Source organism: Dietzia lutea (genome assembly GCF_003096075.1).
Taxonomy (GTDB): domain Bacteria; phylum Actinomycetota; class Actinomycetes; order Mycobacteriales; family Mycobacteriaceae; genus Dietzia; species Dietzia lutea.
Window position 1 is genome coordinate 2,935,752 of the sequence record NZ_CP015449.1, and the last position, 26,966, is coordinate 2,962,717.

General features: G+C 72.4%; 24 protein-coding genes and 1 pseudogene. 8 read left to right on the forward strand and 17 right to left on the reverse strand.

The window, feature by feature from the left end; genetic code table 11:
- Positions 1-10 precede the first annotated feature (10 nt).
- Complete coding sequence (hemC, locus tag A6035_RS13460) at positions 11-1,030, reverse strand: hydroxymethylbilane synthase (protein ID WP_108848197.1); 1,020 nt, start codon at positions 1,028-1,030, stop codon at positions 11-13.
- A complete protein-coding gene (locus A6035_RS13465) occupies positions 1,027-2,367 on the reverse strand; it encodes a glutamyl-tRNA reductase (RefSeq protein ID WP_208635543.1) in 1,341 nt (446 codons plus the stop codon). The genes hemC and A6035_RS13465 overlap by 4 nt, the downstream gene beginning before the upstream one ends.
- Positions 2,368-2,763: 396 nt before the next feature.
- Here A6035_RS13465 and A6035_RS13470 point away from each other — a divergent pair.
- A pseudogene (locus A6035_RS13470) lies at positions 2,764-3,104 on the forward strand (HNH endonuclease).
- A 47-nt stretch (positions 3,105-3,151) separates the two neighbouring features.
- On the opposite strand, the gene A6035_RS13475 reads toward A6035_RS13470, so the two are convergent.
- A complete protein-coding gene (locus A6035_RS13475) occupies positions 3,152-3,421 on the reverse strand; it encodes a glutaredoxin family protein (RefSeq protein ID WP_108848199.1) in 270 nt (89 codons plus the stop codon).
- 71 nt (positions 3,422-3,492) lie between these two features.
- Between A6035_RS13475 and A6035_RS13480 the strand changes: the two genes are divergently transcribed.
- Positions 3,493-4,665, forward strand: a complete 1,173-nt coding sequence (locus tag A6035_RS13480; protein WP_425267504.1) for an HAD family hydrolase — start codon at positions 3,493-3,495, stop codon at positions 4,663-4,665.
- An 83-nt stretch (positions 4,666-4,748) separates the two neighbouring features.
- Here A6035_RS13480 and A6035_RS13485 read toward each other — a convergent pair whose 3' ends face one another.
- The 7 genes from A6035_RS13485 to A6035_RS13515 all read right to left on the reverse strand — a co-directional run bounded on the left by A6035_RS13485 (position 4,749) and on the right by A6035_RS13515 (position 12,682).
- Entirely contained in the window at positions 4,749-5,882 is a 1,134-nt protein-coding gene (locus A6035_RS13485; RefSeq protein WP_108848200.1) for a lysophospholipid acyltransferase family protein, read from the reverse strand.
- A complete protein-coding gene (locus tag A6035_RS13490; protein WP_108848202.1) occupies positions 5,879-7,045 on the reverse strand; it encodes an NAD-dependent epimerase/dehydratase family protein in 1,167 nt (388 codons plus the stop codon). The genes A6035_RS13485 and A6035_RS13490 overlap by 4 nt, the downstream gene beginning before the upstream one ends.
- 370 nt (positions 7,046-7,415) lie before the next feature.
- A complete protein-coding gene (locus A6035_RS13495; protein WP_003855542.1) occupies positions 7,416-7,517 on the reverse strand; it encodes a 30S ribosomal protein bS22 in 102 nt (33 codons plus the stop codon).
- Between the two features lie 282 nt (positions 7,518-7,799).
- Complete coding sequence (locus tag A6035_RS13500; RefSeq protein ID WP_007630344.1) at positions 7,800-8,021, reverse strand: helix-turn-helix domain-containing protein; 222 nt, start codon at positions 8,019-8,021, stop codon at positions 7,800-7,802.
- Between the two features lie 286 nt (positions 8,022-8,307).
- The gene (gene proC, locus A6035_RS13505; RefSeq protein ID WP_108849287.1) at positions 8,308-9,150 is read right to left on the reverse strand and encodes a pyrroline-5-carboxylate reductase; all 843 of its coding nucleotides are present in this window, start codon (positions 9,148-9,150) and stop codon (positions 8,308-8,310) included.
- A 689-nt stretch (positions 9,151-9,839) separates the two neighbouring features.
- Positions 9,840-11,732 (reverse strand): hypothetical protein, encoded by a 1,893-nt coding sequence (locus A6035_RS13510; protein ID WP_108848204.1) that lies wholly within the window; start codon positions 11,730-11,732, stop codon positions 9,840-9,842.
- Positions 11,733-11,734: 2 nt separating this feature from the next.
- A complete protein-coding gene (locus A6035_RS13515; RefSeq protein WP_200836475.1) occupies positions 11,735-12,682 on the reverse strand; it encodes a Ppx/GppA family phosphatase in 948 nt (315 codons plus the stop codon).
- Between the two features lie 33 nt (positions 12,683-12,715).
- Between A6035_RS13515 and A6035_RS13520 the strand changes: the two genes are divergently transcribed.
- On the forward strand, positions 12,716-13,585 hold the full coding sequence (locus tag A6035_RS13520; RefSeq protein ID WP_108848208.1) for a DUF3109 family protein: 870 nt from the start codon (positions 12,716-12,718) through the stop codon (positions 13,583-13,585).
- Here A6035_RS13520 and A6035_RS13525 read toward each other — a convergent pair.
- The 3 genes from A6035_RS13525 to A6035_RS13535 form a co-directional block, all read right to left on the reverse strand.
- Complete coding sequence (locus tag A6035_RS13525; RefSeq protein WP_108848210.1) at positions 13,567-14,256, reverse strand: response regulator transcription factor; 690 nt, start codon at positions 14,254-14,256, stop codon at positions 13,567-13,569. The genes A6035_RS13520 and A6035_RS13525 overlap by 19 nt on opposite strands.
- Positions 14,253-15,449, reverse strand: a complete 1,197-nt coding sequence (locus A6035_RS13530) for a sensor histidine kinase (RefSeq protein ID WP_108848212.1) — start codon at positions 15,447-15,449, stop codon at positions 14,253-14,255. The genes A6035_RS13525 and A6035_RS13530 overlap by 4 nt, the downstream gene beginning before the upstream one ends.
- A gap of 159 nt (positions 15,450-15,608) precedes the next feature.
- Positions 15,609-16,355, reverse strand: coding sequence for a phosphoglyceromutase (locus A6035_RS13535; RefSeq protein ID WP_108848214.1), 747 nt, complete (start codon positions 16,353-16,355; stop codon positions 15,609-15,611).
- Positions 16,356-16,396: 41 nt separating this feature from the next.
- Here A6035_RS13535 and A6035_RS13540 point away from each other — a divergent pair, with 41 nt between their 5' ends.
- On the forward strand, positions 16,397-18,109 hold the full coding sequence (locus tag A6035_RS13540) for a long-chain-fatty-acid--CoA ligase (RefSeq protein WP_108848215.1): 1,713 nt from the start codon (positions 16,397-16,399) through the stop codon (positions 18,107-18,109).
- Positions 18,110-18,243: 134 nt separating this feature from the next.
- Positions 18,244-19,479 (forward strand): IS30 family transposase, encoded by a 1,236-nt coding sequence (locus A6035_RS13545; RefSeq protein ID WP_425267503.1) that lies wholly within the window; start codon positions 18,244-18,246, stop codon positions 19,477-19,479.
- 122 nt (positions 19,480-19,601) lie between these two features.
- On the opposite strand, the gene A6035_RS13550 is transcribed toward A6035_RS13545, so the two are convergent.
- The 3 genes from A6035_RS13550 to A6035_RS13560 all read right to left on the reverse strand — a co-directional run bounded on the left by A6035_RS13550 (position 19,602) and on the right by A6035_RS13560 (position 22,739).
- Positions 19,602-20,129: a type III secretion system chaperone family protein gene (locus A6035_RS13550; protein ID WP_244192447.1), complete on the reverse strand. Its 528-nt coding sequence runs from the start codon at positions 20,127-20,129 to the stop codon at positions 19,602-19,604.
- A gap of 120 nt (positions 20,130-20,249) precedes the next feature.
- On the reverse strand, positions 20,250-21,560 hold the full coding sequence (gene mshA, locus A6035_RS13555) for a D-inositol-3-phosphate glycosyltransferase (RefSeq protein ID WP_108849288.1): 1,311 nt from the start codon (positions 21,558-21,560) through the stop codon (positions 20,250-20,252).
- A 246-nt stretch (positions 21,561-21,806) separates the two neighbouring features.
- On the reverse strand, positions 21,807-22,739 hold the full coding sequence (locus A6035_RS13560) for an alpha/beta fold hydrolase (RefSeq protein WP_108848217.1): 933 nt from the start codon (positions 22,737-22,739) through the stop codon (positions 21,807-21,809).
- A gap of 148 nt (positions 22,740-22,887) precedes the next feature.
- Between A6035_RS13560 and A6035_RS13565 the strand changes: the two genes are divergently transcribed.
- From A6035_RS13565 to A6035_RS13575, 3 genes are all read left to right on the forward strand, one after another.
- Positions 22,888-23,337, forward strand: a complete 450-nt coding sequence (locus A6035_RS13565; RefSeq protein ID WP_167400728.1) for a limonene-1,2-epoxide hydrolase family protein — start codon at positions 22,888-22,890, stop codon at positions 23,335-23,337.
- 270 nt (positions 23,338-23,607) lie between these two features.
- Positions 23,608-24,387 (forward strand): SDR family NAD(P)-dependent oxidoreductase, encoded by a 780-nt coding sequence (locus A6035_RS13570; RefSeq protein ID WP_108848219.1) that lies wholly within the window; start codon positions 23,608-23,610, stop codon positions 24,385-24,387.
- Between the two features lie 104 nt (positions 24,388-24,491).
- Positions 24,492-25,028 (forward strand): ferritin, encoded by a 537-nt coding sequence (locus tag A6035_RS13575; RefSeq protein ID WP_108848221.1) that lies wholly within the window; start codon positions 24,492-24,494, stop codon positions 25,026-25,028.
- A gap of 237 nt (positions 25,029-25,265) precedes the next feature.
- Here A6035_RS13575 and A6035_RS13580 read toward each other — a convergent pair whose 3' ends face one another.
- On the reverse strand, positions 25,266-26,876 hold the full coding sequence (locus A6035_RS13580) for an ATP-binding cassette domain-containing protein (protein WP_108848223.1): 1,611 nt from the start codon (positions 26,874-26,876) through the stop codon (positions 25,266-25,268).
- Positions 26,877-26,966: the final 90 nt, after the last annotated feature.

The window sequence follows — 26,966 nt, forward strand, 5'->3', positions numbered from 1 at the left end:
AGTTCGGGGGTCAGGGATCCGTGACGGTCGGGGGCGCGGTCGTGGATTCCTTGGGTACGAGCGGCGCTCGTTGCTCGGGGGATTCGACGGTCATGAGGTCGCGGGCGCCGCGCTCGAGCAGTTCGGCCGCGAGGCGGCGTCCCAGCTCCTCGGCGGCGGCGACCGGCCCGTCGGGATGCTCGGCGGGGGTCGTGGTGCCGGTGGTGCGCAGGACGGTGGAGCCGTCGTGGGCGGCGGCCACCGCGTGCAGGGTCAGCACGCCGCCGCCGTCGAGTCCGGCGTCGTCGAACTCGGCGCGCGCGCCGACGGGCGCGGTGCACCCGGCCTCGAGGTCGGCGAGCAGGCGACGCTCGGCGATGACGCGGACGCGGGACGGGAGGTGGTCGACGACGGCGAGGGCCTCGATCGCCTCGGTGTCGTCGGCGCGGGCTTCGACGGCGAGAGCGCCCTGGGCGGGGGCGGGCAGCATCTCGTCGATGCCGAACCGGTGGGTGGCGCGCTCTCCGGCCCCGGTGCGGTCGAGTCCGGCGGCCGCGAGGACGACCGCGTCGAGATCACCGCTGGTGACGTATCCCATCCGCGTGTCGATGTTCCCGCGCAGGGGGTGCAGGTCCAGGTCGGGGCGCAGGGCCGCGAGCTGGGAGCGCCGCCGCGGGGCGGAGGTGCCGACGCGGGCGCCCTGCGGGAGCGTGTCCATCGTGAGCCCGTCGCGGGCGATGAGCACGTCCGACGGGTCGACGCGCGGGGGCACGGCGATCGGGGCGAACCGGTCGTCGCGCGCGGTCGGCAGGTCCTTGTACGAGTGGACGGCGATGTCGCAGTCACCGCGTTCGAGGGCGGCGCGCAGTTCGAGGGTGAACACGCCCACGCCGATGCGCTCGACGGGGGCCATCACCACGTCGCCGCGGGTGCGCACGATCACCAGTTCGGCCGGGTACCCGGCGGCGATGAGGGCGTCGCGTACGTGCCCGGCCTGGGTGGTGGCCAGGGTGCTGCCGCGGGTTCCCACCTTCAGGGTCCTGCTGCTCATGAGGCCTCCTCGTCCACGTCGCGATCCAGGTCGAACAGGGTGCGCACGACCGCCGCGTAGTTCTCCCCGTCCGGTTGGGCGGCGAGTTCCTTGAACCGCACGGTGGGCGGATGCAGGAGCTTGTCGACCACGCGACGGACGGTGTTGGCCACCTCGTCGCGCACCTTGTCGTCCATGTCGGGCAGTCGCGACTCGAGCCGGCGCATCTCGGCGGCCACGACCTGCCCGCCGCGGCCCCGCAGCTGGCCGATGAGCGGGCCGACGCCGGCCATGCGCTCGGCCTGCGTGTACGCGGTGAGCTCGGCGTCGACGATCGTGCGGGCGGCATCCGCGTCGGCCGCGGCGGATGACGTGGCAGGGTCGGCCTTGAGCGCCTCGATGCCCAGCAGGGTCACGCCGGGCAGGCCGGCGACGGCGGGGTCGACGTCGCGCGGCATTCCGAGGTCGCAGATGACCAGGGGCCCGCGGTCGCCGCGGCGGGCCAGCGCGGTGTGGATCTCGCCGAGCGTGACGACCGTGCCGACGGCCCCGGTGCAGGTGAAGAGGATGTCGGCGCGGGCGACGGCGGTCGCGAGCTCGTCGAGCGGGAACGCGGTGGCGGGTGTGCCGGAGTCGCGGGCGATCTCGGACAGACGGTCGGCGCGCTCGGGAGTGCGGTTGGTGATCTCGATGCGGGAGATCCCGCCGCGGCCGAGGTGTGCGACGGCCAGGCCGCCCATGGCGCCGGCGCCGAGCACGACGGCCTGCCGACCGTCGAGGCGGCGCGAGGCCGGGGCGTCGGGGGCGTCGGCGTCGGCGCTCGCGTTCAGGATCTCCGCCGCGCGGTCGAGCGCCACGGAGACGACGGACGCGCCGGCGGAGTCGATGCCGGTCTCGGTGTGGACGCGCTTGCCGACGTGCAGGGCCTGCTGGGCGAGGCGGTGCAGGGTGGTGCCGGCCGCTCCGATCTCGGAGGCGGACTGGTACGCGGTGCGGATCTGGCCGATGATCTGCTGCTCGCCCACCACCATCGAGTCCAGGCCCGAGGCCACGGAGAACAGGTGCTCGGCGGCGGACTCGGAGTACCGGATGTACAGGTGCCGGCTGAGCTCGTCGACGGACAGGCCCGAGTGGCGCGACAGGAGGTTGACGACGTCGTCAAGCGCCGGGTGAAACGCGTCCACGGCCGAGTACACCTCGACGCGGTTGCAGGTGGTGACGATCATCGCCTCGTCGACGTTCTCGCCGGCGATGAGTTCTTCGGTGAGCGCGTCGCGGTCGACCTCGGACACGGCCACGGCCTCGAGCAGCGCCACCGGCGCGCTGTGGTGGGACACACCCACCAGGAGGATGCTCACAACCGACCCCCGGACGTCAGGGCCTGACGGGCCCATGCCAGAATGGATGCCAGCTCGTCAACTCGGGGAGAAACCACTCGGGAGAAGGACGCAGCCCCGCCGGACGAACTCGCGGAACGCTGGTCCACAGTCGGTCGTCTCCTGTCGGTGTTCACGGCTGTGCACAGGGCACTCCCGGATCGGGAACACTCTGCCGGGACGGCCGTGGCCCTCAAGCCTGCGTACGACCCGTAACGGGATCCACCGTAACCCGCATGTCACCCCGGGACAAAACCGTCACCGCACCGGATGCTATGTCCGTGCAGCGCCTCACACCGCCCGTGAACAGCGCGGACCGGAGGCCGACCGCCCGAGTACGGTGACTGCGTGCCCCCGCGTCGCAGGTCCTCCGCCACGATGTCCGCCGCCACCCGCGCCCGGTACGCCAAGCGTCGTCAGCGGCGCCTCGCCCGGGTCGACAACGACCTCACCGACCCGCAGTGGGCGCGGACCTCGACGCGTGGGGCGGCTGCGCCTACTGCCACGCCGTCGGGCCGGCCCTGCAGCGGGACTGTGTCATGCCGATCTCCCGCGGCGGGCGCTACACGCTGGAGAACGTGGTCCCGGCCTGCGCCTCGTGCAACGCGAGCAAGCACAACAGCGAGGTCACCGGGTGGCTGCGGCGCAAGAAGCTGGACGAGGGCGCCTTCCTGCTCCGGCACGCGACCATCCTGCGGGCCCTCCGCACCGACGCCTGAGCCCCGGGCGGGGTCCGTCACCGGTCGCTCACTGTGCCCGTCCGGCTCTAGTCCCATCCCGCGAACGGGTCGGGCCCGGCGAGCGTGGCGAGCAGCTCGTCGTCGTCGACCTCCCAACACGAATGCTCCGCACCGTCGACCAACACGACCGGCAGGCGGTCCCCGTACTCGGCGGCGAGGTCGGCGTCGTCGGCGCGGTCCACGTCGGTGACCTCGAGGCGCGCGCCGGCACCCTCGCACAGGGGCAGCAGCTGGCCGTGAACGCGGACGCAGCTACCGCAGCCCTCGCGGGTCAACAGGGTCACCGTGTGCACCATGCCTCGATAGTGCACCACCCCTCCCGGGCTCCCCTAGGATGGGGTCGCAGCCCCCGAGGAGGTCCCGCCCGGTGAACGACTCCCACCCGGAGAACGACCACGCCAGCGACGAGCACGGCGACCACCAGCACAGCGACGACCGGTACGACGACGAGGGCACCGACCCCTCCGCGGGACCGGCCGAGCACGCCGACTCCCCACGCCGCCGGCGACTGCCCGGTCGTGCCGACGTGATCTCGGCGCTGGGGAGGCTCGTGTGGAGGCGCCGCGACGCGCGGGTCCAGCGGGTCGCCGGCGAGGCCTCCGCAGAGCACGCCGTCAAGCTCGAGCCGGGTGCCGAGCCCGGCCCCCCGCTCGCCGACGCCGACGGTGCCGCTGCCGCCCCCGCGGCCCCGCCCGCCGCCGACACGGCCGCGGAGGCCGCCGCCGATGCCGAGCCGTTCGTCGCGGACCCGCACGTCGCCGCGTTCTTCGACGTCGACAACACCCTGATCCAGGGCGCCTCGATCATCCTGCTGGCCCGCGGGCTGGCCAAGCACCGCTTCTTCACCGCGCGCGACATCGCCGGGCTCGCGTGGTCGCAGGCCAAGTTCCGGATCTCGGGCGAGGAGAACGCCGACGACGTCGCCGCGGGCCGCGACAAGGCCCTGAGCTTCGTCGAGGGGCGCACCGTCGCCGAGCTGACCGAGCTGAGCGAGGAGGTCGTGGACACGTCGATGCTCGACCGGGTCTGGCCCGGGACCCGCTCGCTCGTGCAGATGCACATCGACGCCGGGCAGCAGGTCTGGTTGGTCACCGCGACGCCCGTGATGCTGGCGCGCGTGATCGCGACGCGACTTGGGCTGACGGGCGCGCTGGGCACGGTCGCCGAGGAGCACGACGGCGTCTACACGGGCCGCCTGGTGGGCGACATCCTGCACGGGCCCGGCAAGGCGCACGCGATCGCCAAGCTCGCCGAGGCCGAGGGGTTCGACCTGTCCCGCTGCTACGCGTACTCGGACAGCTTCAACGACATGCCCATGCTGACGATGGTCGGCAACCCGGTGGCCATCAACCCGGATTCGCGCCTGCGCAAGTACGCCTCGGAGAACGGCTGGGATGTCAAGGACTTCCGCACGGTGCGCAAGGCGGCCAAGAAGGCGATGCCGGGTGTGCTGGCGGTCGGCGGGCTGGCGGGTGCGCGGGCGGCGGCGCGGTCGTCGTACGGCGTGCGCGCGGCGGGCTCGCTGCGCCGGATGTTCTGAGCCCCCAGCCCGCCGGGCCCTCTCAGCTCGCCGCGCGACCCGCCGCGCGACTCGCGCCCCCGCGGTCAGTCGACGGCGGCGTCTCAGCCGAAGAACACGCTCCCGCGCCGTGCGAGGTTGCGGAACAGCGTGTTCTGGATGGTCTCTCGCACCTGGTCGGTGATCTCGAAGACCACCATCGGGTCATCGGCGGCGTCGGGCCCCAGGTGGGAGGTCTCGATGGGCTCGCCGAACTCGATCGTCCACTTGGTGGGCAGCGGGATCCCGCCGAGGGCGCCCAGCAGTGGGAACGCGGGCGTCACCGGCATGTACGGCAGGCCCAGCAGGCGGGCGAGCGCGGGGACCTCGCCGATCTTCGGGTAGATCTCCTCGGAACCGACGACCGAGCATGGGATGATCGGCGCCCCGGCGGCCAACGCGGTGGCGACGAACCCGCCGCGGCCGAAGCGCTGCAGGCGGTACCGGTCGGCGAACGGCTTACCGAGGCCCTTGAACCCCTCGGGCCACACCGCCACGACGTGGCCGGCCTCGAGCAGTCGTTCGGCGTCGGCGTTGCAGGCGAGTGTGGCGCCGGCCCGCCGGGCGAGCGGCGCGGACACCGGCAGGGTCATCGCCAGGTCGGCGGCGAGCAGGCGCAGGGCGCGGCCGGCGTGGTCGTGGACGGCGACCGTGGTCATCATCCCGTCCAGCGGCAGGACGCCCGCGTGATTGGAGACGAGCAGGCCGGCGCCCTCGGCGGGGATGTTCTCGGCGCCGATCACCTCGACGCGGAACCAGTGCTCGAACAACGGCCGCCACAGGGGCAGCCAGACGTGGGTGTGGAAATGCTCGTCGAAGCCGAACTCGTCGACCTCGTACCCGCCGGTGATGCGGGTGGCGAGCAGTTCACCGGCGGCGTTGACGGAGTCGGCCAGGCCGCTCAGTGCGCTGACATCGCCGGTCGCGAGCATCGTGTCGACGGTGCGGGCGAGGTCCCGCACGGGAGCGAGGACCTCGGCGTCGATCGGCAGGGCGTCCACGATCTGCCCGATCGACGACCGCATGGAGGTCAGGAAACGGTCGACGATCCGGCCGATCTCCGTGGCGGCGGCGTCGCTGCCGGTGGTGTCCCCGAGGAAGCCCTCCCCCACCATCCGGTCACTGCGGGCGTCTCGGCGGCCCTCTCCCCAGCGGGGTCCGCCGAGGGGTTGGCTCAGGTCGAATTCCGGGCCCTTCACGGCGCCTCCTCCTCGATGCGATCGGGCTCGAGCGGTTCTGACAGAGCGCCGATCGCCTCGAGCTCGTCGAGGGTGGTGTCCACTCCCGCGCGCAGGCGGGCGGCCACCGGCCCCGGGAGCAGGGCGGCGGCCTTGGCGACTTTGCGTTCGACCGACTCGCGGGTGACCAGGGGCTCGGCGCCGGAGTCGACCAGGTAGGCCTGCAGCGCCTCCTCGGTGGAGTAGCGCGGGGTGAAACCGAACTCGGTGCGCATGCGAGTGGTGTCCATCGTCCGGCCGTACCGCAGGTAGCGCAGCTGCGACGTGCCGATGTCCCGCAGCCCCTGGCTCGACAGCAGCCGCGCCGCGAGCTTGAACGTCGCCGGCATCACCGGCAGCGGGATGTGCCCGGCACGCCGGATGGCCTGCGTCAGCGTGAGCACCCCGTCCGCGGCGATGTTGTACGTGCCGGGCGTCGCCCCGAGCGTGGCGTGCAGCAGCGCGTCGAGCGCGTCCTGCGGGTGCAACAGCTGGATGCGCGGGTCGTACCCGGCCAGCACGGGCGCCACCGACGGCAGCAGCAGTTCACCGACCACGGTGGGCTCGGGCAGGCCGAGAATCGCGGGGATGCGCAGGATGGTGACGTCGATGTCGGGGCGCTTGCGGGACATGCCCCGCACGTAGCCCTCCACCGACAGGTGGTCGAGCGGGATGCCGCCGCTGGAGTGGCGACGCGCGGCCATGTCCTCGCTGAACATCGCCGGGTCGACCCCCGAGGAGCCGTACACGGACGTCGAGGAGATGAGCACGAACCGCTTCACCGAGGCGGCCCGTCGACAGGCCGCGATCACGTGCATCGAGCCCATGATGTTGGACTCCTTGACGGCTGCGCGGCCGCCGGGCGCGAAGTCGGTGTGGTGCAGGCCGGCGTGGACGACCGTGTCGATGTTCGCCTCGCGCAGGATGCCCTGCAGACGCGGCGACTGGGGGTCGAGGCGTACGAACTCGGCGTCGCGCATGCGCCTGCGGTGCTGCGGCGACGGTTTGACCGAGTCGATCGCCAGCACGCGTTCGACGGAGTCGTTGCGCAGCAGCATGCCCACCAGGTGCGCGCCGAGGTACCGGCTGCCGCCGACGACCGCGACGGCGCGAGCCGGCCGACTGGCTGGCGCTTCGGTGTTCACCCGGCCGAGTCTAGCGGCGGGACCGGTCCCCCATGGGCGCAGTCGCCACGCCGCCGGGTTCGATGCCCCCGGTGACAGCCGCACGCGACGATGGCGTCTGGCGCGCACCGCGGGGAGGGCGAGACGCCATGGCGAGGGGCGGCTGCGGGAGTTCGCGTGCATGCGCGGGGGCGAGACGCCATCCGCGGGAGCGGCTGCGGGAGTTCGCGTGCATGCGCGGGGGCGAGACGCCAGGCCCGGGAGCGCCTGCGGGTGTCGCGCGACCCGGCCCGCCGACCCCTTCCCGAAATACACCGATGCCCGCCACCGCTGCTGGTGACGGGCATCCGCTACAGGCGTGAGTCCGGGCGCTATCGGGGCGCCGCGAGACTCACTTACCGAGCTTGCGACGCTGCACGCGGGTCCGGCGGAGCATCTTGCGGTGCTTCTTCTTGGACATACGCTTGCGGCGCTTCTTGATCACAGAACCCATATCGGGGGTCACCTACCTGTCGACTACTGGTCTGGGGCCGTTGTCACGGGCCGTACTGCCACGGGTCTTACTACGCTCCGGCGTCCGATCGGGGCTCGGGAGCCGGGACGGAACCCGTCCAGACTACCTGCCTGCCCCGCCCCGGGAAAACCGGGCCGGGCGCCGGGCCATCTACCGGCCCACCCGCCGGACCGGGCCACATGTCGCGGCACATTCCGTGCGATACGCCGCGCCACCCGCCGGGCCGGGCCACCACACGCGGCGGCCCACACCCCACGCGCGTCAGCCCGCGGAGAAGTACGAGGTGTCGAGGTACTCGTGCACGGCCTTGGAGTGCACGCGGAACGACCGACCCACCCGCACCGCGGGGAGCTCGCCCGAGTGGACGAGTCGGTAGACCGTCATCTTGGACACGCGCATCAGCGCGGCGACCTCGGCAACGGTGAGGAACTGAGAACCCCCCGCCGCCTGCGAGCCGCCATCGGTCTTGTCGGAAGTCGCCATCTCACAACCCTTCGTGGCACGCGTCGTGCCGCAGGCTTCCCCTCCTGCGGTACGGACACGCACGTGCTGGGTATGAGCCTAGCGTGAATGGTGTGATCAATGCGACGGGAGTGGGCGAATTACTTCCACGACACGCCGCCGAATCCCGCCCTCACCCGTTCTGAGCTGGGGTTGTGCTAAAAGCGCGACCCGCCGGGTGGCTGAGATCTCAGCTCCGGCGGGTCGGTTCGGTAGGCGCACACGCGGCCCGTCCGGCCGCATCGGCGACGGGCGGCGCCGCGCGGGGTCAGCCGTTCTCGTCGTCGTCGTCGTCGGAGGTGGCCGCCTGCGCCAGGGACCGCGATCGGGACGCCGCCGCCTCCACCGCGTCCGCCACGGCCGCGCGCAGTCCGCTGGCCTCGAGCGTGCGGATCGCCGCCGCGGTGGTGCCGCCCGGCGAGCTCACGTTGTAGCGCAGCTCGGCGGGCCCCTCGCCGCCGCCGGTGAGCATCGCGCCCGCGCCGAGTGCCGTGCCGGTGGCGAGTTTGACCGCCACGTCGCGCGGCAGCCCCCGTTCGACGCCAGCGTCGATCATCGCCTCGGCGAGGAGGAAAAAGTAGGCGGGGCCGGAGCCGGAGATGGCGGTGACGGCGTCCATCTGGGCTTCGGAGACGACGACGACGAGGCCCACGCTCTCCATGATCGTGACCACCTGCTCGAGGTGCTCGTCGCGCGCATAGCGGCCCTTGCAGACTGCGGAGACGCCGTGCCCCACGAGCATCGCCGTATTGGGCATGACCCGCAGCACGGGCGAGCCGGCGCTGAGCTTGTTCTCGAGAACCTGCGTGGGTACGCCCGCCGCGAGTGAGACGACGATCGACTCGTGGACGCTGTCGGAGATGGCGTCACCGATCCGGTCGACCACCGCGGGCACGTCCTGCGGCTTGACCGCCACCACGATCACATCGGCGCCTTCGCAACCGATGTCGAGGCCGGTGGCGAGGACGTTGTACTTCTTGGCCAGCTCGTCGGCGCGGGCCTGCACGGCCTCGACCACCACGATGTCCGACGGTTCGGTCCCCGATTCGCGAAGTCCCGCGATGAGGGCTTCGCCGATGCGTCCGCCGCCGACCACTGCGATTCTCGTCATGCCCATTACAGTGCCACACTCGGCCGCCTGCTCCGGGTGGCTGGCTGCGTGCTCCGTCGACCGGCGGTACGCCGACTGCTCCTCCCCCGTCGACTCGCGCGCGGGCCGCCGACGCCATCCAGTCGCGCCGGCCGCGCCTCCCGTCGACTCGTGCCCGGGCCGTCCCGCCATCCAGTCGCGCCGGGCCCGCACCCGGCATGCAGCGGCGCCCGGGGCCGGCCCACCCGTGCGCTCAGCTCGCGATCTGCCCCTCGCATGCCGATCCGCGCCTCGGATTGCGATCCGCCCCAGGAACTCGCAGCGCGAGTCGCAATCGGAGGGGCATGTCGCGATCCGAGGTGCATGTCGACGCCATCCGGGCGGCCCCTCGCCTCCGATCGAGGGGCACATCGCAATCCGTGGGGCATACCGCGATCTGAGGGGCGGGCCGACCGCGCCGGGCCGGCCCAGCACCCACGCCACCTATCTGATTGCGCTGCGCCCGTGGGACCCCATAGGTGGCGCGTGATCCGATAGGCGGCGCGCAAACCCAGAGGTGAGTTGCAGCGCCGCCGAAGACTCCCGAGCTCGCGCCCCGGGAAACCGCCGGACACGGAGAGCCCGCGAGGGGCGAGCGCCGAGGAACGACTCCGCCCGCACCTGGTGCAGGTGCGGGCGGAGTCGGGCAGCACGCCGGGCAGGCGGAGGGCCTAGGTGACCAACCTCAGCAGCAGCGGGCCGCAGGTCACTCCGAGGCCGACGATCACCGCCAGCGCGATGCTCACCGTGTCGTTCGACCGGCGCAGCACGCGGACCATGGCGACGAGCCCCACGATCACCACGATCGCCAGCGCGAGCGCCACCCAGGTGAGGTTGTTCCACAGCAGCTGGAACCCGATGAACAGGGCCGCGCCGGCGACCGCCGAAGCCAGCACCTGCGCGACGAGGATCAGCCACTGCGACGCCGACGACCGCTCCGCGTCGGCACCACCCGGGGTGTACTCGAAGTCGCGATATCCCGGGTCCGTCTGGTCGGCCGCGCGGTCGTCGGCGACGGACTGTCCTGCCGGCTGCGCGGTCTGCTGCCGGGCGGTCGACTGCTCGTCGGCCGCCTCGTCGGTCCCGGGCCGGGCGTTGGCGGTCCCGGCGCCGATGACAGCGGCGGCCATCCCGGCCACGCCCGCACCGCCGGCCGCGGCAGTGGTCGCCGCGCCGAGGACGCCGTCACGCCCATCGGAGTCGGTCGTCTCGGAGCCGGTCGCGGTGGTGTCGGTCGCGGCGGTGTCGCCGGTCTGCTCGCCGGCAGCCTCGAGGGCGCGGTGGGCGGTCGAGCCGCTGCCCGACGGCACTCCCCACTCGGGGCTCTCCGCCGGTGCGGCCGTCGGCGTACCGGCCTCGGCGGCGTCTGCCTCGCCGGGACCGCGGGCAGCGGCCTTGTCAGCCGACGGTTCGGCGGCGGTAGAGGTCTTGCCCGCTGCGGGCGCGGCGGCGGCAGCAGCAGGAGCCCCGGCGGCCGAGGTCTTGCCGGTCGCGGATGCCCCCGCGGAAGGGGTCTTGTCGGCCACGGACGGGCCGGCTGGGGGCACTGCGGGCTGCGGCGTCGTAACCGCATTCGCGTCGGCACCGGTCGAGCCGGACCCGGCCGGAGCAGCGGTCGCGCCGGCGGCGCCCACTGCCGTCACGCCCGCGCTCCCGACCGTGCCGCCGGGGGCCGAGTCGGCGAGCGGGCCGGCAGCGGGAACGGCCGGCTCGGCGGACTCGGCCGGCTCTGCGGGCTGATCGCCATCGGAACGGCCGGCGGGGGTCGGGCGGACGGCCGGGGCATCGAACTCGGACTGCTCCGGATCCTTGCGTTTGCGGCCGAACAGCCCGCGCAGGCCGCCCTTCTTCTGGGGCTCGTCGGCGTCGTCGGCGACGGCGGACGGCGGCGGGGTCGGAGCCGGGGGCGCCGACGGCGTCTGCGCGGACGGAGCCTGGGCCGACGCCGGCTGCGCGGGCGGGGTCTGGGTGGACGCCGACTGCGCGCCCTGCGACCGCGTCGCGGCCGGCATCTGCGTGGTGGGCTGCTGCGACGCCGACGGCGCGGCCTGCCCCTGCCCGGCCCGCTCCGTCCGACCAGCCGACCCGGCGGGCGCGGACGTCGAGGTCCCGCCGCTCGCCGACGACGGCCCCGACGCGGGTGCCGCGGACTGCGGGGATCGGGTGGAGGTGGGGCTCGTCGTCGCCCCCGGGGTCTTCTCCGCGCCCGCCGAAGCGCCCGCGCCCTCCGGCGCGCCGGCCCGACCGGTTCCCGCCTCGGGGGCCGACCCCCCGCCACCAGCGGCGCCACCGGCCGAACCCTCGGTGCCACCTGTGCCACCCGCGGCTCCCTCGCCACCACCGTCGGCCTCCTCGGCCTCGCGGGCACGGCGGCGGGCGGCGCGGCTGCTGAGCACGGTGTCGTCGGTGATGCGCGGGATCTCACCGGTGAGCTCGGAGACGCTGACGCCCCCTTCCTCCGCACGGCGACGTCGACGCCCGCCCGGCGCGGCCTGCTGCTCTGCGCCCATGCGCTTGAGCAGCTCCGCCACGGTGATCTGCTGACCGTCGGAATCCTCGGCCATCGTCAGCTCCCCTTCCCGTCGCCGCCCACGTCCCGGTCGAGACGCTGCAGGATGAGCCCCTCTCGCAGAGCCCACGGACAGATTTTCACACTTTCCAACCCCAACGCACGCATGGCGGCCTCCGCCACCAGCGCGCCCGCCACCACCTGATGCGAGCGATCGGAGCTGATGCCCTCCAACTCTGCCCTGTCCGCGGCCGTCATGCGGGAGATGAACGCGATCACCTGCCGCAGGCCCGCCGCCGTGAGGATCCGCTCCACGCGCGGCCCCTCCGACGACGGCGCCGCACCCGTCAACCGGGCCAACGTCCGGAACGTCTTGGAGGTGGCGCACGCCAGGTCCGGCTCGCCCGCGGCGCGGATGGCCCGCGCGGGGCCATCGAGTTCGGCGTCGATGTAGTCACGCAGCTGGTTGATGCGCTTGCGCTCGGGCGGATCGGTCTTGAACCAGTCGTGCGTCAGGCGGCCCGCGCCCAGCTGCAGGCTGTACGCCTGCTCCGGCAGCTCGTCCTCCCCGCTGGTCAGCTCCAGAGAGCCTCCACCGATGTCGAGGTTGACGATCCGCCCGGCACTCCACCCGTACCAGCGGCGGGCGGCGAGGAACGTCATCCGTGCCTCGTCCTCGCCGGACAGCACGCGCAGCTCGATCCCGGTCTCCTTCGTGACCTTCTCCAGCACCTCGTCGGAGTTGGCCGCGTCACGCACGGCCGAGGTGGCCAGTGCCATGACCTCACGGCAGTTGGTGGCGCGCGCGAGTTCGGCGGCCTCGTTGACCGCGTCGATCAGCCGGGCGATGCCGGTGCGGGAGATGTTGTTGTCGTCATCCAGGTACTCGATCAGCCGCAACCGGGTCTTGGAGTCGTTCATCGGGGTCGGGTGACCGCCCCGGTGGGCATCGACCACCACGAAGTGGACCGTGTTACTGCCCACGTCCAGGACACCTAATCTCACACGACCACCCTAAACGGTCTACGGTCGCAGGTTGTGACCGCCACCGACCGCCCCTCGAACCCGGGTGCCCCTCTGCCCGAGGTCCCCCTGGACTTCCCCCGCGAGTGGTATACCTTCCCCGACCCGGCGAATGACGAGCACCTCATCTCCGCCGACATGACCTGGCTGCTGTCCTCGTGGACGTGCGTCTTCGGCACCCCCGCGTGCCACGGCATCGAGGCGGGCCAGCCCGACTCCGGGTGCTGCACGCACGGCGCGTTCCTCGCCGACGACTCCGACCGGCGCCGCCTGCGGGCCAACGTCGCCCTGCTCCGGCCCGAGGAGTGGCAGCACCGCGAGGCCGCCGAGCGCGCCGCGTCCGAGGAGGGAACCGTCCTCGAGTCGTGGCTCGAGGAGGACGAACTGACCGGCGACGACGGCGAGATGGAGCCCGCGCTCAGGACACGCCGCCATAACGGGCGGTGCGTGTTCTTCAACGACGTCGGATGGCCGACCGGGTCGGGCTGCGCCCTGCACCACCTCGCCGCGCGGACGGGGCGTAGCCTCCCCGAATCCAAGCCCGACGTGTGTTGGCAGCTGCCGATCCGACTCACGCAGGACACCGAGACCCGCGCGGACGAGGTGGAGATCCTCCACACCCGTGTCGGCGAGTACGACCGCCGGGGCTGGGGCCCTGGCGGGCTCGATCTGGACTGGTACTGCACCGGCTCGCCCGAGGCGCACGTCGGCACCGAGCCCGTGTACGTCTCCCTGCGCGACGAGTTGGTCGAGCTCCTCGGCGCCGAGGCCTACGAGGTGCTCGCCGCGGCGTGCGGGCGACGGCGGCAGCTGGGCATCGTGGCCGTGCACCCGGCGACCGAGCGCGCCGCCGGCGGGGAGGGCGGTCAGGCCTCGAACTTGTAGCCCAGCCCGCGGACGGTGACCAGGTGCACGGGCTTGCCGGGGTCCGTCTCGATCTTCGAGCGCAGGCGCTTGACGTGCACGTCGAGGGTCTTGGTGTCGCCGACGTAGTCCGAGCCCCACACGCGGTCGATGAGCTGCCCGCGCGTGAGCACCCGGCCCGAGTTGCGCAGAAGGTACTCGAGCAGGTCGAACTCCTTGAGCGGCAGCGTGACCGCCGCGCCGCGGACCATCACCGTGTGCCGCTCGATGTCCATCCGCACCGGCCCGGACTCCAGGACGCCGATCTCCTCGACCGGTTCGGCCTCGGACTCCGCGCCACGCCGCAGCACGGCCCGGATGCGGGCGATGAGTTCGCGGGCCGAGTAGGGCTTGGTCACGTAGTCGTCGGCGCCCAACTCCAGGCCCACGACCTTGTCGATCTCACTGTCCCGCGCGGTCACCATGATCACGGGCACGCTCGACGTCATCCGCAGGCGCTTGCACACGTCGGTGCCGGACATGCCGGGCAGCATGAGGTCGAGCAGCACGATGTCCGCGCCCTCGGACTCGAAGCTCTGCAGCGCGGTCGGGCCGTCCCCCGCCACGCCGACCTCGAAGCCCTCCTTGCGGAGAAGGAACGCCAGCGGATCCGCCAACGAATCCTCGTCCTCCACGATCAGCACCCTGGTCACGGCACCTGGTCCTCTCCTTGTGTGGCGTGCTCGGCGGCGGGTGTCGTCCCGTCGCCACCCGGCTCCACGTGGGCCGGAAGTTCGAGTGTGAAGGTCGACCCCGTGCCGGGGCGGCTCCACAGGCTGACAGCTCCGTTGTGGTTCTGCGCGACGTGCTTGACGATCGCCAGACCCAGGCCGGTCCCGCCGGTCGCCCGCGAGCGTGCCTTGTCCACGCGGAAGAACCGCTCGAAGACGCGGGCCTGGTGCTCGGGGGCGATGCCGATGCCGCGGTCGGTGACGCGCACCATCACGGTGTCCCCGTCGATGCCACGGGTGATCGACACCGGCGTGCGTTCCGGCGAGTAGTTGACCGCGTTGGAGACGAGGTTGGTCAGCGCCGTGACCAGCAGGGTCCGGTCGCCCCTCACCTCGAGTCCGGACGGGGCGTCGGTGATGAGCTCGATCCCCGCCGCCTCCGCCGTCGACGCGGACCGGCGCAGGGCCTCGTCCACCACGTCGTCCACGTCCACCGGCTCGGGGTCGCGGATCCGCTCCGCGCCCTGCAGCCGCGAGAGTTCGATCAGCTCGGAGACCATCTTGCCCAGCCGCTGGGCCTCGCTCACCACGCGTCCGCCGAAGTACTCGACCGAGTCCGGGTCGTCCTTGGACTCCAGGAGCGCCTCCGCGAGGACGGCCATCGCCCCAACCGGGGTCTTGAGCTCGTGGGAGACGTTGGCGACGAAGTCGCGGCGGGCGGCCTCCATGCGGCGGTGCTCCGAGTCGTCGTCGGCGAACACCACCACGAACTGCTCGTCGTACTCGCCGAGGATCTCGCTGCGCCCGCTCACCGAGGGGATGCGCCGGCGGCCGGTGAGGAGCTTGGCGGGCAGGTCGAAGCGCGTGGGCTCCCCGGTCGTGAACGTCGCCTGGGCGGCCAGCCACACCGGCTCCACGAGGAGGCGGTCGTCGACGATCCCCAGCTCCGCCGCGCGACGGTTGTAGAGGACCACGTCCTGGTGGCGGTCCACCACGGCGAGCGCGTACGGCGCCTGCAGGTAGACCCCCTGCAGCACCTCCAGCCTGCTCGGCCCGGTCTGCTCGGCTCGACGACGCTCGTTGCGCCGGTTGATCAGCGGGACGACGAAGCCGCCCACGATGAAGCCGATGACCCCGGCGACGATCGCGAGGAAGATCCCCAGACTGACCTGCACGGCCCCGATCCTACGGTGCCCCGCCCCCGCGCCCGAATCGACGAACCCCCGTCCACCGGCGGGAAGTCCGCAGGTGGACGGGGGTTCACGGCCCGTTCACCGGGCCTTCACCTGCGACGGGCCGTCCGGCCGCCCCGGGTGCGGGGACGCCGCCGCGCGCTACTTGCCGCCCTGGTTGGCGACCGCGGCCGCACCCGCGGCAGCGGCCTCCGGGTCGAGGTAGGTGCCGCCCGGGTTGGCGACCAGACCGGCCTCGTCGAAGCGGTACACCAGCGGGATGCCGGTGGGAATGTTCAGGCCCGCGATGTCGTCGTCCGAGATGCCGTCGAGGTGCTTGACGAGAGCGCGCAGCGAGTTGCCGTGCGCGGCGACCATGACCGTCTTGCCCTCCGCGAGCTTGGGCGCGATCTCGGCGGCGTAGTACGGGATGAACCGGTCCACGACGTCCTTGAGGCACTCGGTCAGCGGCACCTCCGGCAGATCGGCGTACCGGACGTCGCTCGTCTGCGAGTACTGGTTGTCCGCGTCGATCGGCGGCGGCGGCGTGTCGTAGCTGCGGCGCCACAGCATGAACTGCTCGTCGCCGAACTCCTCCTTGATCTCCGCCTTGTTCAGCCCCTGGAGCTTGCCGTAGTGCCGCTCGTTGAGCTTCCAGTGGCGGATGACCGGCACCCAGTGGCGGTCGCACGCGTCCAGCGCGATGTTCGCCGTGGTGATCGCACGCCGCAGCAGCGAGGTGTACAGCACGTCGGGCAGGATCCCCGCCTCCGCGAGGAGCTTGCCACCGCGAACCGCCTCCTCTCGCCCCAGATCGGTGAGGTCGACGTCGACCCAACCCGTGAACTGGTTGGACGCGTTCCACTGGGACTGCCCGTGACGCAGGAGGACGAGTGTTCCGTAAGCCATACGCTCATTATGACCTGCCGCCGGAGGACTACGGTGCAGACATGACCGCACACGCCGGAGCCGACACCCCCGCACACCCCGACCGGCCGTGGACCGTGCACTACACCCCGGGCACGACGCACGACCTCGACTACGGCACCACCACCCTCATAGACCAGTTCGACGCCGCCGTCACCGCCCACGCCGACCGGCCCGCCACCGAGTTCTTCGGCCGCCTGACCAGCTACTCCGACCTCGGCCGCCGGGTTCGCCGCGCCGCCGAGGGCCTGCGCCGCCTCGGCGTCCGGCCCGGCGACCGCGTCGCGGTGCTGCTGCCGAACTGCCCCCAGGGCGTCGCCGTCTTCTACGCGGCCCTGCGCATTGGGGCGATCGTCGTGGAGCACAACCCCCTCTACACCGCCGACGAACTCGAGGGCCCGTTCACCGACCACGGGGCGAAGGTCGTCGTGACGTGGAACGTCGTCGCCGACGTCGTGCGTGACCTCGCGGACCGCCCCGGCACCCGGATCGAGCACGTCCTCGCCGTCGACCTTCTCGACGCCTTCCCCACCGCCAAGCGACTCGCGCTGCGACACCTCCCCGTGCCCGCGCTGCGCGCCTCCCGCGCCAAGCTCTCCCGGTCCGCGCCCGGCACGCTCGACTGGGGCGAGCTCGAGACCGGCCCCGAGCTCGACTTCTCGCACCCGCGGCCCGCCGCCGAAGACGCCGCGCTCATCCTCTACACCTCCGGCACCACCGGGACCCCCAAGGGCGCCGTGCTCACCCACGCCAACCTCGTCGCCAACGCCACGCAGGGCCGCGCCTGGGTTCCCGGCCTCGAACCCGGGCGCGAGCGCTTCCTCGCGACCCTGCCCATGTTCCACGCCTACGGGGTGACGATGTGCGTGGTGTTCGGCATCGCCCAGGGCGCGCGGCTGCAACTCGTGCCGACGCCCGACATGGACCTCGTCATGCCGATCTTCGCCAAGAACCTGCCCACCTTCATCCCCGCCGTGCCGCCGATCTACACCCGCATCCTCGAGGAGTCGGCCAAGCGCAAGATCTCCCTGCAGGGCGTGCGGTTCTCCTTCTCCGGCGCCATGAGCCTGCCCGCCGACCTCATCGAGAAGTGGGAGGCCGCCACCGGCGGCCTGTTGGTGGAGGGGTACGGGATGACCGAGACCTCGCCGATCATCGTCGGCAACCCCATGTCGACGGCGAGGCGGGCCGGCGCGATCGGCGTGCCCTTCCCCGACACGGACATCCGGATCGCCGATCAGGACGATCCGTCGGAGGACGTCCCGGGCGGCGAGCCCGGTGAGCTACTGGTCAAGGGGCCGCAGGTCTTCCGCGGGTACTGGGGCAACGAGGAGGCCACCGCCGCGACGTTCCACGACGGCTGGCTGCGCACCGGCGATGTCGTGGTGCAGGACCCCGACGGCTTCCTGCGCGTGGTCGACCGCATCAAGGAGATGATCGTCACCGGCGGGTTCAACGTCTACCCCTCCGAGGTCGAGGCGGTCCTGCGCACGGCCCCGGACATCGCGGACTGCGCCGTGGTGGGTCGTCCCGCCGGCGACGGGGGCGAGCAGGTCGTGGCCGCGGTGGTGCTCGAGCCGGGGGCGACGCTCGACGTCAACGCGGTCCGCGCGCACTGCCGGGCCTCGCTGACCGGGTACAAGGTGCCGCGCGAGTTCATCGAGGTCGACGACCTGGCCCGCAACCCGATGGGCAAGGTCCTGCGCAAGAAGGTCGCCGAGCAGATCACCGCCTGACCGCCCGCCCGCGCCGGCCCCGCAGGCCGGGCCGGACCCGCAGGCCGACCAGTCATCGAGAAGACAGTTTCGCCCGTATCGGCCGAGGTGGTCTCTAGGAGTTAGCGCAACACCCTGACTGATCGGGGTGTGTGGTGGCTAAACAGCTGGACTGGAGACTGCGGGCGGGTGTGTGTCGGTCCTTGCTGGAGGGCATGACCGGGATCGAGGCGGCGACGCTGTGGGGTGTCAGCATGGCCACGGCGTGGAGGTGGGCCAAGCTTGCGGGCATGACCTTTGAGGTGGGACGACGCGGCGGCGTGGGCTCCGGTGTGGCAACGGCCGTATCCCAGCGGCCGCTGAAGGAGTCGGCGAGTTATCGCCGGTTGACCCTGTTTGACCGGGTCTACATCCAGGCCATGTTCGACCTGCCGACCCCGGCCGGGGTCCGGGCGATCGCCCGGGGTCTGCAGGTGGCCGCCTCGACGATCTCGAGGGAGTTGGCTGCCCACTCGTTCGAGCACTGGGGCAAGCGGCGTTACGACGCCCGGTTGGCCCATCTGCTGGCCCTGGACAAGCGCAAGCGCTGCCGGCCGGGCAAGCTGGAGGCCACGCAGCTGCGCGGCGAGGTCATCGCCCGGTTAAACCAGCGGTTCTCACCCGAGCAGGTCGCCGGGGAGCTGCGGGTGATGTTCCCCGATCAGCCGGAGATGAACGTGTCCCCCGAGACGATCTACCAGGCGCTATACGTCCAGGGCAAGGGCGCGCTGCGGCACGAGCTCAAGGTCGAAAAGGCCTTGCGCTCCGGGCGCAAGAGCCGCGTGCCCACGTCCGCCCTGCCGCCGCGAACCTCGCGTCCGTGGCTGCAAGGAGCTCGCCTTAGCGACCGGCCGGCCGAGGTGGAGGACCGCGCCGTGCCCGGGCACTGGGAGGGCGATCTGGTCGTGGGGCCGAACAACTCCGGGATCGTCACCCTGGTCGAGCGCCACACCCGCTACGTACTGATCGGGCGCCTGCCCGGCTGCCGGGACAGCGCCACCGTCACCGATGTACTGGCCCAGATGATCGAGGCGCTGCCCTCCCGGCTGGTATCCACGATCACCTGGGACCAGGGCACCGAGATGGCAGCGCACGCCGCGTTCACCGTCAAGACCGGCTGCCCGATCTTCTTCTGCGATCCGCACTCGCCCTGGCAGCGCGGATCCAACGAGAACACCAACGGACTGATCCGGGACTTCTACCCCAAAGGCACCGACTTCAACACCATCAGCGACGACGAACTCGCCGAAACCGAACGCCTCCTCAACATCCGCCCCCGAGCCATCCACGGCTTCCACAGTCCCCATGCGAAGATGACCGAACTAATCGCCGGTGTTGCGCTAGCCACCTGAGAACGCCCGAGTGGAAATGTGCGAAACGCTCTTCTCGACGAGCGCGCTGCCGGGGGCCGTCGGGCGGGGCTCGGCGGGCGGGGCCGGCGCGGTCGACCGGCGCGCCCACCGGGCGGGGTCGCCTACTCCGGCTGGGGCAGGTCCTCGGTGAGGTGGCGGAACGCGTCGAGGTTGCGCAGCGGCTCACCCCGCGAGACCCGCCACTCCCATTCGCGGCGGATCGACGTGTGGAAGCCGGTCTCGAGGATGATGTTGAAATCGTGGTCGGCGGCCTCGAGCACCTGACCCAGCACGCGGTCGAGCTCCTCCTCGGTCACCGCGATGAGCGGCATCCGGCCGACGAGGTAGATGTCGCCGTTGTTGTCCAGCGTGTACGCCACCTGGTACAGCCGACGATTGCGGCGCAGCAGGTACTTGTAGACCTTCTCGAAGTCCTCGTCCGGGTTGCGGCACACGAACGCCTCGACGCGCACGCTCTCCTTGTTCACCGTGAGATGGCAGGCCGTTTTGAGCCGCTTCTCCCCCGGCAGCTGCACGACGAAGGTGTGGCCGTCGGCCAGCGTGGACTCGATCTCCCGCTCCACGAGGAAGTCGTGGATCCGGTCCACGGTGGGCTGGTCGAAGTCGGGCTCGCGGGTCTCGTCGCTCATGGTGGGGCTCCTTCGGCGGTCGGGCGCGTCGTCCTCTTTGTCTACTCGACCTTCTGTCTACTCGAACGACGCCCACCGGGGGTTCGACGCCCGCGCCCCGGCGGATGGCGCCGCGCGCAGTCAGGACGCCGCCGCCTCCGCACGCCGGGCCCGGTAGGCGGCCGTCGTGCCCGCGTACGACTCCAGCAGTCCGTCGGCCGTGGAGTCCCAGCTGAACCCGGAGGCGTGCACCGGGGCGGCCCGCGACATCGACAGGCGCAGCTCGTCGTCGTCGAGCAGTCCCGCCAACACGTCCGCCCACCGACGCGGGTCGTGCCCGTCCACGGTGAGCCCGGTGCGGCCGTCGGCGACGGCAGTCGGCAGCCCGCCCACCGCGGCGGCGACCACGGGCGTCCCGCACGCCTGCGCCTCGAGCGCGACGAGCCCGAACGACTCCGAGTACGACGGCACCGCCACGATGTCCGCGGCCCGGTACACGTCCACCAGCTCGGACGGCGGGCGGGGCGCGAGGAAGCTCACGCGGTCGGCCACGCCCAGCTCGTCGGCGAGCTCCATGAGCGACCGCGGCCGCTCGAGCCCGGACCCGCTCGGCCCGCCCACGACCAGCAGGCGGACGTCGCGGTGCGGCTGGGTGCGCACGATCTCGGCGAGCGCGCGGACGATCACGTCGGGGGCCTTGAGCGGCTGGATGCGGCCGACAAACGCGATGACCTCGGACTTCTGCGCCAGTCCTAGCGCGCGGCGGGCCCGCTCGGTGCCGCGCTGCGTGCCGGGCGTGTACTGGTCGAGGTCGGCGCCGGGCGAGACGACGTCGATGTCGGCCGGGTCGGCGTCGTAGAAGCGGACGAGTTCGTCGCGCTCGCCGACGGTGTTGACGACCAGGCGGTGCGCGGCGTCGACGATCTGCTGCTCCCCTATCCGCCGCGACTCGGGCTCCGGCGTGTCACCGGCGGCGAGGACCGCGTTCTTGACCTCGGCGAGCGTGTGGGCGGTGTGCACGAGCGGCACGCCCCAGTGCTCGGACGCCACCAGCCCGGCCTGGCCGGACAGCCAGTAGTGCGAGTGGATGAGATCATAGTGCCCCGGCGCGTGCCCGGCCTCGGCGCGCATGACGCCCGCGACGAACGGGCACAGCTGCGTGGGGAGGTCCTCTTTGCGCAGGCCCTCGAACGGCCCGGCGACGATGTTGCGGACCAGCACGCCGTCGCCGGCCTCCTCGACGGGCGGCTGGGAGGAGTGGGTGGCGCGGGTGAAGATCTCGACCTCCACGCCGCGGCGGGCCAGCCGGCGGGCGGTCTGCAGCACGTACACGTTGAGTCCGCCGGCGTCGCCCGTGCCCGGTTGGGCGAGCGGGGAGGTGTGGAAGGACAACACCGCGATGCGTCGGGGCAGCGGGTGCGCGGCGCCGCGGTCGAGCTCGGAGACGGTCACCCGACCGATTGTGCCCTCGCCCGCGCGGGCGTGCACGTCGGCTGGGTGCGTGGCGGCTGGGGGGCGGGTCGGCGCCGGGTGCGCCGCTGGTGGGTAGCGGGTCCCCGGCGGATAGGCGGCGGGTGGGCGGCGGGTTCCCGTCCAGGGGCGACGACGACGAGATGTCCCACGCCGGTCCGGCCCGCCCGTCGCCCCGTGCGCGGGACCGGCCCGTCCGCCACCACGGGCGAGAACCCGGCGGCGGGCTTACAGAGCGGCGGCGAAGGCGTCGAGCTCGGCGAGGAAGCGAGGCGTCTCCTCGAGGAACGGGGCGTGGGCGGACTCGGCGAATTCGACGTAGCGACCGCCGGGGATCATCTCGGCGTTGGCCTGACCGGCCGAGGGCAGTACCACGCCGTCATGGGCGCCGTGGACGACCAAGGCCGGGAGGGTCAGGCCGCGCAGGGTGTCGTCGTTGTCGACGCGGCGGGTGAGCAGCGCCTGCCGGACCGCCGGCGGCGTGGACAGCGACAGCCCGAGGATCCGCTGCCCGTCGGCGCCGGCGCCGTTGACCATCATCGCCCTGCCGAAGCTCGTGAACGCCTCCAGGGCGTGCGCCGGCTTCTCCTCGAACGCGCCGCCGGAGGTGACCTCCTTCATGGCCGGCCCGATCGCGCCGCCGGCCGAGCGCGACAGCGACGTCACGGCCCCGCACAGCACGATCCCGGCCAGGCGCCCCTCCCCTCGGGCGGCCAGGTAGTCGGCCACGACGACCCCACCGTACGACCAGCCCAGCAGGATCGCGCCCGCGTCCTCGCCGATGCCGACCGAGTCGAGGACCGCCTCGACGTCGTCGGCCCACTGCTGCGGTGAGTCGTAGCCTGCGGCGGGGACGTCGGAGTGGCCGTGGCCGCGCAGGTCGATTGCCACCACATGGAACCGCTGCGCGAGCTCGCCCAGCAGCTCGGCTCCCCAGCTCGAGCTCGACTGGGCCCAGCCGTGGATCAGGACGAGGGGCCGGGAGCCCGGGTCGCCGAGCACGCGGTACGCGATGGTCGTGCCGTCGGACGACGCCGCCGACGCGACGCCGTGCGGGGCGCCGGGCCGGTCGGCGGCATACGCCCGGCCCAGGGCGGGTTGGCCGTGCGCGGGCTGGCCGGAGAGGGCGTCGGTGGTGGCGGGGGTCGCGTCGGAGCTCATAGGGCACATCGTGCCAGCCGTGGCCCGGCGGCGGTCGCGATGCGAGCAGGGCCCGCCGCCCCGAGCGAGTTCGCCGACGCGGTCGGGGCCGCCGCCATCCGCATACGATCAGCACCCGCTCCGCGCCCGCGGCGGTTACCGTGTGGAGATGGCAGTCACCAGCACCAGGACCGATCCCGACGTGGTCGTCCGGACGTTCTTCGATGCCCTCATGGCCGGCTCGACCGGGGCCGCCGCGGACCTGCTCACCGACGACGTCTGGTGGGCCAACGTCGGCCTGCCGACCATGCGGGGCAAGCGCGCGGTCGTCGGCGCCATCTCCGCGATGAACCGGAGCATCGACTTCGGCGTGGACATCCACCACCTCGCCGTGTCAGCCCCCGCGGACCCCACCAACCCGCAGGCCCCGGTCGTGGTGCTCACCGAACGCACCGACTACCTGGGCGTCGGGCCGCTACGGGTCGGGTTCTGGGTGTGCGGGCGCCTCGAGGTCCGCGATGGCCGGGTGTGCGGCTGGCAGGACTACTTCTCCAAGGCCGACATGGCCAAGGGCGCTGTGCGCGGGCTCCTCGAGATGGCCACCGGCCGGGGGCGTTAGACCTCGTCGTCGTCGACCTCTCCCGCCGACCCCCGCCGGCTCCCACCCGGCGACCTCTCCCGCCGGCCCCCGCCGTCTCGCGGTGGCCCCGCCCGCCGGGCGCTCGTCGAGAAGAGCGTTTCGCACAGAACTACTCGGGCGATACGTGCCGAACATCCTTTTCGACGACCGGTCGGCCCCGGGCGTCGTCCTCGTCGTCGTCGCACGTTTTTCACCCACGACGAACGCATGCCGCGGTCGGTGTCGGAACCGCCGCCTACTCTTGTCGCCATGAGCACCGAGCACTCCGCCGCCCGAGACCGCCTGTCCGCCCTGCCCGCCGAGACCCGCGTCGCCGTGGTGACCGGGGCGTCGTCCGGGATCGGGGAGGCGACCGCGCGCGAGCTGGCGCGGATGGGCTTCCACGTGGTGATCGGCGCGCGGCGCGTCGAGCGGCTGCAGGCGCTGGCGGACGAGATCGGGGGCACGGCCATGCCGCTCGACGTGACCGACGCCGACTCGTGCGAGGCGTTCTGCGCGGCCGTCCCCCGGCTGCACGTGCTGGTCAACAACGCCGGCGGCGCCAAGGGCACGACCAGCGTGATGGACGCCGACGAGGACCAGTGGCGCTGGATGTGGGAGACCAACGTCCTCGGCACGCTGCGCATGGTGCGCGGGCTCATGCCGGTGCTGGTCGAGACGGGCGACGGGCTGGTCGTCACCATCACCTCGATCGCCGCGTTCGAGTCCTACGACAACGGCTCCGGCTACACGTCCGCCAAGCACGCGCAGGCCGTCCTGCACCGCACCCTCCGCGGTGAGCACCTCGGCCAGCCGGTGCGGTTCACCGAGATCGCGCCCGGCATGGTCGAGACCGAGTTCTCGCGCGTGCGGTTCGACGGCGACGACGACAAGGCGGCCGCCGTCTACCGTGGGCTGACCCCGATGGTCGCGCAGGACGTGGCGGAGATCGTCGGCTTCGTGGCCAGCAGGCCCTCGCACGTCAACCTGGATCAGATCGTGGTGAAGCCCCGCGATCAGCACTCCGCGACGCGCGCGCACCGGAGCTGACATCGGTAGGTGAGCCTGTCCAACCCAAAGGCAGGTTAGGCTTTCTGACCTGGTGAAACGTCGGCGATCGCCATAGTCTGGCCCCCTACTGAAAGGGGCCTGCCATGGCCAGGAACAAGAACACCTTCGTCGATCTCCTCACCGCTCAGGTCGGTCACGAGTTCGCCGCCAGCCAGCAGTACATCGCGATCGCAGTGTGGGCGGACGCGCAGGACCTGCCGCAGCTCGCCGGGCGCTTCTACTCGCACAGCCTCGGCGAGCGGAATCACGCGATGATGATGGTCCAGTACATGCTCGACCGCGATATCCCCGTCACGATCCCCTCCGTCCCCGCCCCTGAGGCCCGGTTCAGCGGCCCCGCCGACGCGCTGCGCCTCGCGCTCGAGCAGGAGAAGCAGGTGACGCGGCAGATCGAGGACATGTTCCAGGCCGCCCGCGCCGAGTCCGACCCGCTCGGCGAGCAGTTCATGCTGTGGTTCCTGCGCGAGCAGGTCGAGGAGGTCGCCAACATGAACACGCTGGTCACGATCGCCGAGCGTGCGGCCGACGACTGGTTCCGCATCGAGGAGTACCTCGCCCGCGAGAACGACTCCTCCACGAACACCGGCACCCCGCCGTCGGTGGCCGGCGGCGCCGTCTGACGCAGGCGCACCGCGCCACCGCGCGCCATCGCGCCGACAGGCGCGTTCGCCGCCACCGCGCGTCATCGCGCCGCTGCGCACCATTGCCGCCACCGCGCGTCATCGAGAAGACGGTTTCGCACACATCCGCCGAGAGGAGGGTGCGCGGAACTGTCTTCTCGATGAAGGGGCCGGCTCGCGCGGGCGGTCGGCTCGCGCGTGCGGTCGGCTCGCGCGGGGCCCGGGCAGCTCGGAGACTCAGCGCAGGGTGATCACGTCGTCCACCCCCACGCGGTCGCAGAAGCCGTCGTCATGGCTCACCAGCAGCAGCGCACCCCGCCACTGCGCGAGGGCCTCGGTCAGCACCTGCACCCCCTCCAGGTCGAGGTTGTTGGTCGGCTCGTCCAGCACCAGCAGCTGCGGGACCGGCCTCGCGAACAACCTCGCCGCGAGCGCCGCACGAAGGCGCTCGCCGCCGGAGAGCTCCCCGAGCCCGCGCACACCCGCGTCGCCGATGAACAGCAGCCGCGCCGCGTGGGCATGCGCCTCCTCCGCCGACGCCTCGGGGCGGACCGCACGGATCGCGTCGACGACCGACCACCCCGGATGCTCGACGCGAAGATCCTGCGGCAGCAGGGCCCAGGGGACGAGGGCGGCGTTGTCGTCGTCGTCCCGGCCGGTTCCGCGCGACCCCGGCCCCGCGACGCCCGCACCGAACAGGCGCCGCAGCAGCGTGGTCTTGCCGCTGCCGTTCGGGCCGGCCAGCCGCACGCGCGCCGGGCCGACGAGATGGATCCGGCCGGCGACGGGATCGTCCGCGTCCAGCACGACCCGCCCCGCGGGCAACCCGGGATCGGGCAGGTCGACCCGCAACAGCTCCTCACGACGCACCGCGGCGTCGGCCTCGCGCATCCGCTCCTGCGCCTGCTCCACGCCCTTCGCGTGCGTGGCCCGGTAGCGCGCCGCCGACTCCTGGGCCTGCCGCTTGCGCATCCCCATGACGATCTTCGGCTCGCGCTTGTTCGCCTCCATCTTCCGGCCGTACCGCTCGCGCCGCGCCAGCACCACCTGCGCCTCGACCTTGTCCCGCTTCTGTGCGCGCAGGTCGTTGCGGGCCCCGGTCAGACTCTGCAGCGCGGCGGCCTGTTCGGACTCGATCACCTCGCGATAGTGCGAGTACGACCCGCCGAACACGCGACACCTGCCGGCCCGCATCTCGACGGTCGTCCCGGCCCGCTCGAGCAGGCCAAGGTCGTGGCTGACCACGAGCGCGATGCGCTGCCCGCCGGCGACGAACCGGTCGATCGACGCGAACAGTCGCGCCCGCGCCCGCGAGTCCAGGTTGTTGGTGGGCTCGTCGAGGAGGAGCACCCGCGGCTGCCCGATAAGCCGTCCCGCCAGCGCGGCGAGCGTGCGTTCCCCGCCGGACAGGTCGAGCACTGATCTGCCCAGGTCCGTCGGTAAGCCCAACTCGGCGAGCAGCGCGCCCGTCCGCTCGGCGATCGACCAGTCGTCGGCGAGGCGGGCGAAGTCGTCGTCGTCGCCCTCCCCCGCCTCGATCCGCTCCAACGCCGCCAGCTTCCCGCCCACGCCGAGCTCGTCGGCGAGGGTGCGCTCCGCGGGCGCGTCGGCGAGCAACTGTGGGAGGTAGGCGACGGCGGGCGGCCGCGGGGGCTCGCCGCCGATGCTGACCGACCCGCGCGACGGGCGCAGCTCGCCGACGATGAGCCGCAGCAGAGTGCTCTTGCCTGCGCCGTTGCGGCCGACGAGTGAGGTGAGGCCGGGACCGAGGTTCAGGTCGAAGCCGTCGAAGAGCGGGGTGTCGTCGGGAAACGCGTACGCGACGTCCGACAGGACGAGGGATGACATGTGTGCTCCAGGGAGGTGGCGGATGGGCCGGGTCTCACCTGCAGTCGAGCACTGTCCTCGGGTCTCCTCGTCTAGGGCTCTCGGCCGTGC

Coding starts and splice junctions, on each gene's coding strand:
- A6035_RS13540 (WP_108848215.1), top strand. CDS start 16,397: ATGACCGCACACGCCGGAGCCGACACCCCCGCACACCCCGACCGGCCG.
- A6035_RS13535 (WP_108848214.1), bottom strand. CDS start 16,355: ATGGCTTACGGAACACTCGTCCTCCTGCGTCACGGGCAGTCCCAGTGG.
- proC (WP_108849287.1), bottom strand. CDS start 9,150: ATGACGAGAATCGCAGTGGTCGGCGGCGGACGCATCGGCGAAGCCCTC.
- hemC (WP_108848197.1), bottom strand. CDS start 1,030: ATGAGCAGCAGGACCCTGAAGGTGGGAACCCGCGGCAGCACCCTGGCC.
- A6035_RS13560 (WP_108848217.1), bottom strand. CDS start 22,739: ATGAGCTCCGACGCGACCCCCGCCACCACCGACGCCCTCTCCGGCCAG.
- A6035_RS13580 (WP_108848223.1), bottom strand. CDS start 26,876: ATGTCATCCCTCGTCCTGTCGGACGTCGCGTACGCGTTTCCCGACGAC.
- A6035_RS13500 (WP_007630344.1), bottom strand. CDS start 8,021: ATGGCGACTTCCGACAAGACCGATGGCGGCTCGCAGGCGGCGGGGGGT.
- A6035_RS13565 (WP_167400728.1), top strand. CDS start 22,888: ATGGCAGTCACCAGCACCAGGACCGATCCCGACGTGGTCGTCCGGACG.
- A6035_RS13570 (WP_108848219.1), top strand. CDS start 23,608: ATGAGCACCGAGCACTCCGCCGCCCGAGACCGCCTGTCCGCCCTGCCC.
- A6035_RS13475 (WP_108848199.1), bottom strand. CDS start 3,421: ATGGTGCACACGGTGACCCTGTTGACCCGCGAGGGCTGCGGTAGCTGC.
- A6035_RS13495 (WP_003855542.1), bottom strand. CDS start 7,517: ATGGGTTCTGTGATCAAGAAGCGCCGCAAGCGTATGTCCAAGAAGAAG.
- A6035_RS13510 (WP_108848204.1), bottom strand. CDS start 11,732: ATGGCCGAGGATTCCGACGGTCAGCAGATCACCGTGGCGGAGCTGCTC.
- A6035_RS13575 (WP_108848221.1), top strand. CDS start 24,492: ATGGCCAGGAACAAGAACACCTTCGTCGATCTCCTCACCGCTCAGGTC.
- A6035_RS13550 (WP_244192447.1), bottom strand. CDS start 20,129: ATGAGCGACGAGACCCGCGAGCCCGACTTCGACCAGCCCACCGTGGAC.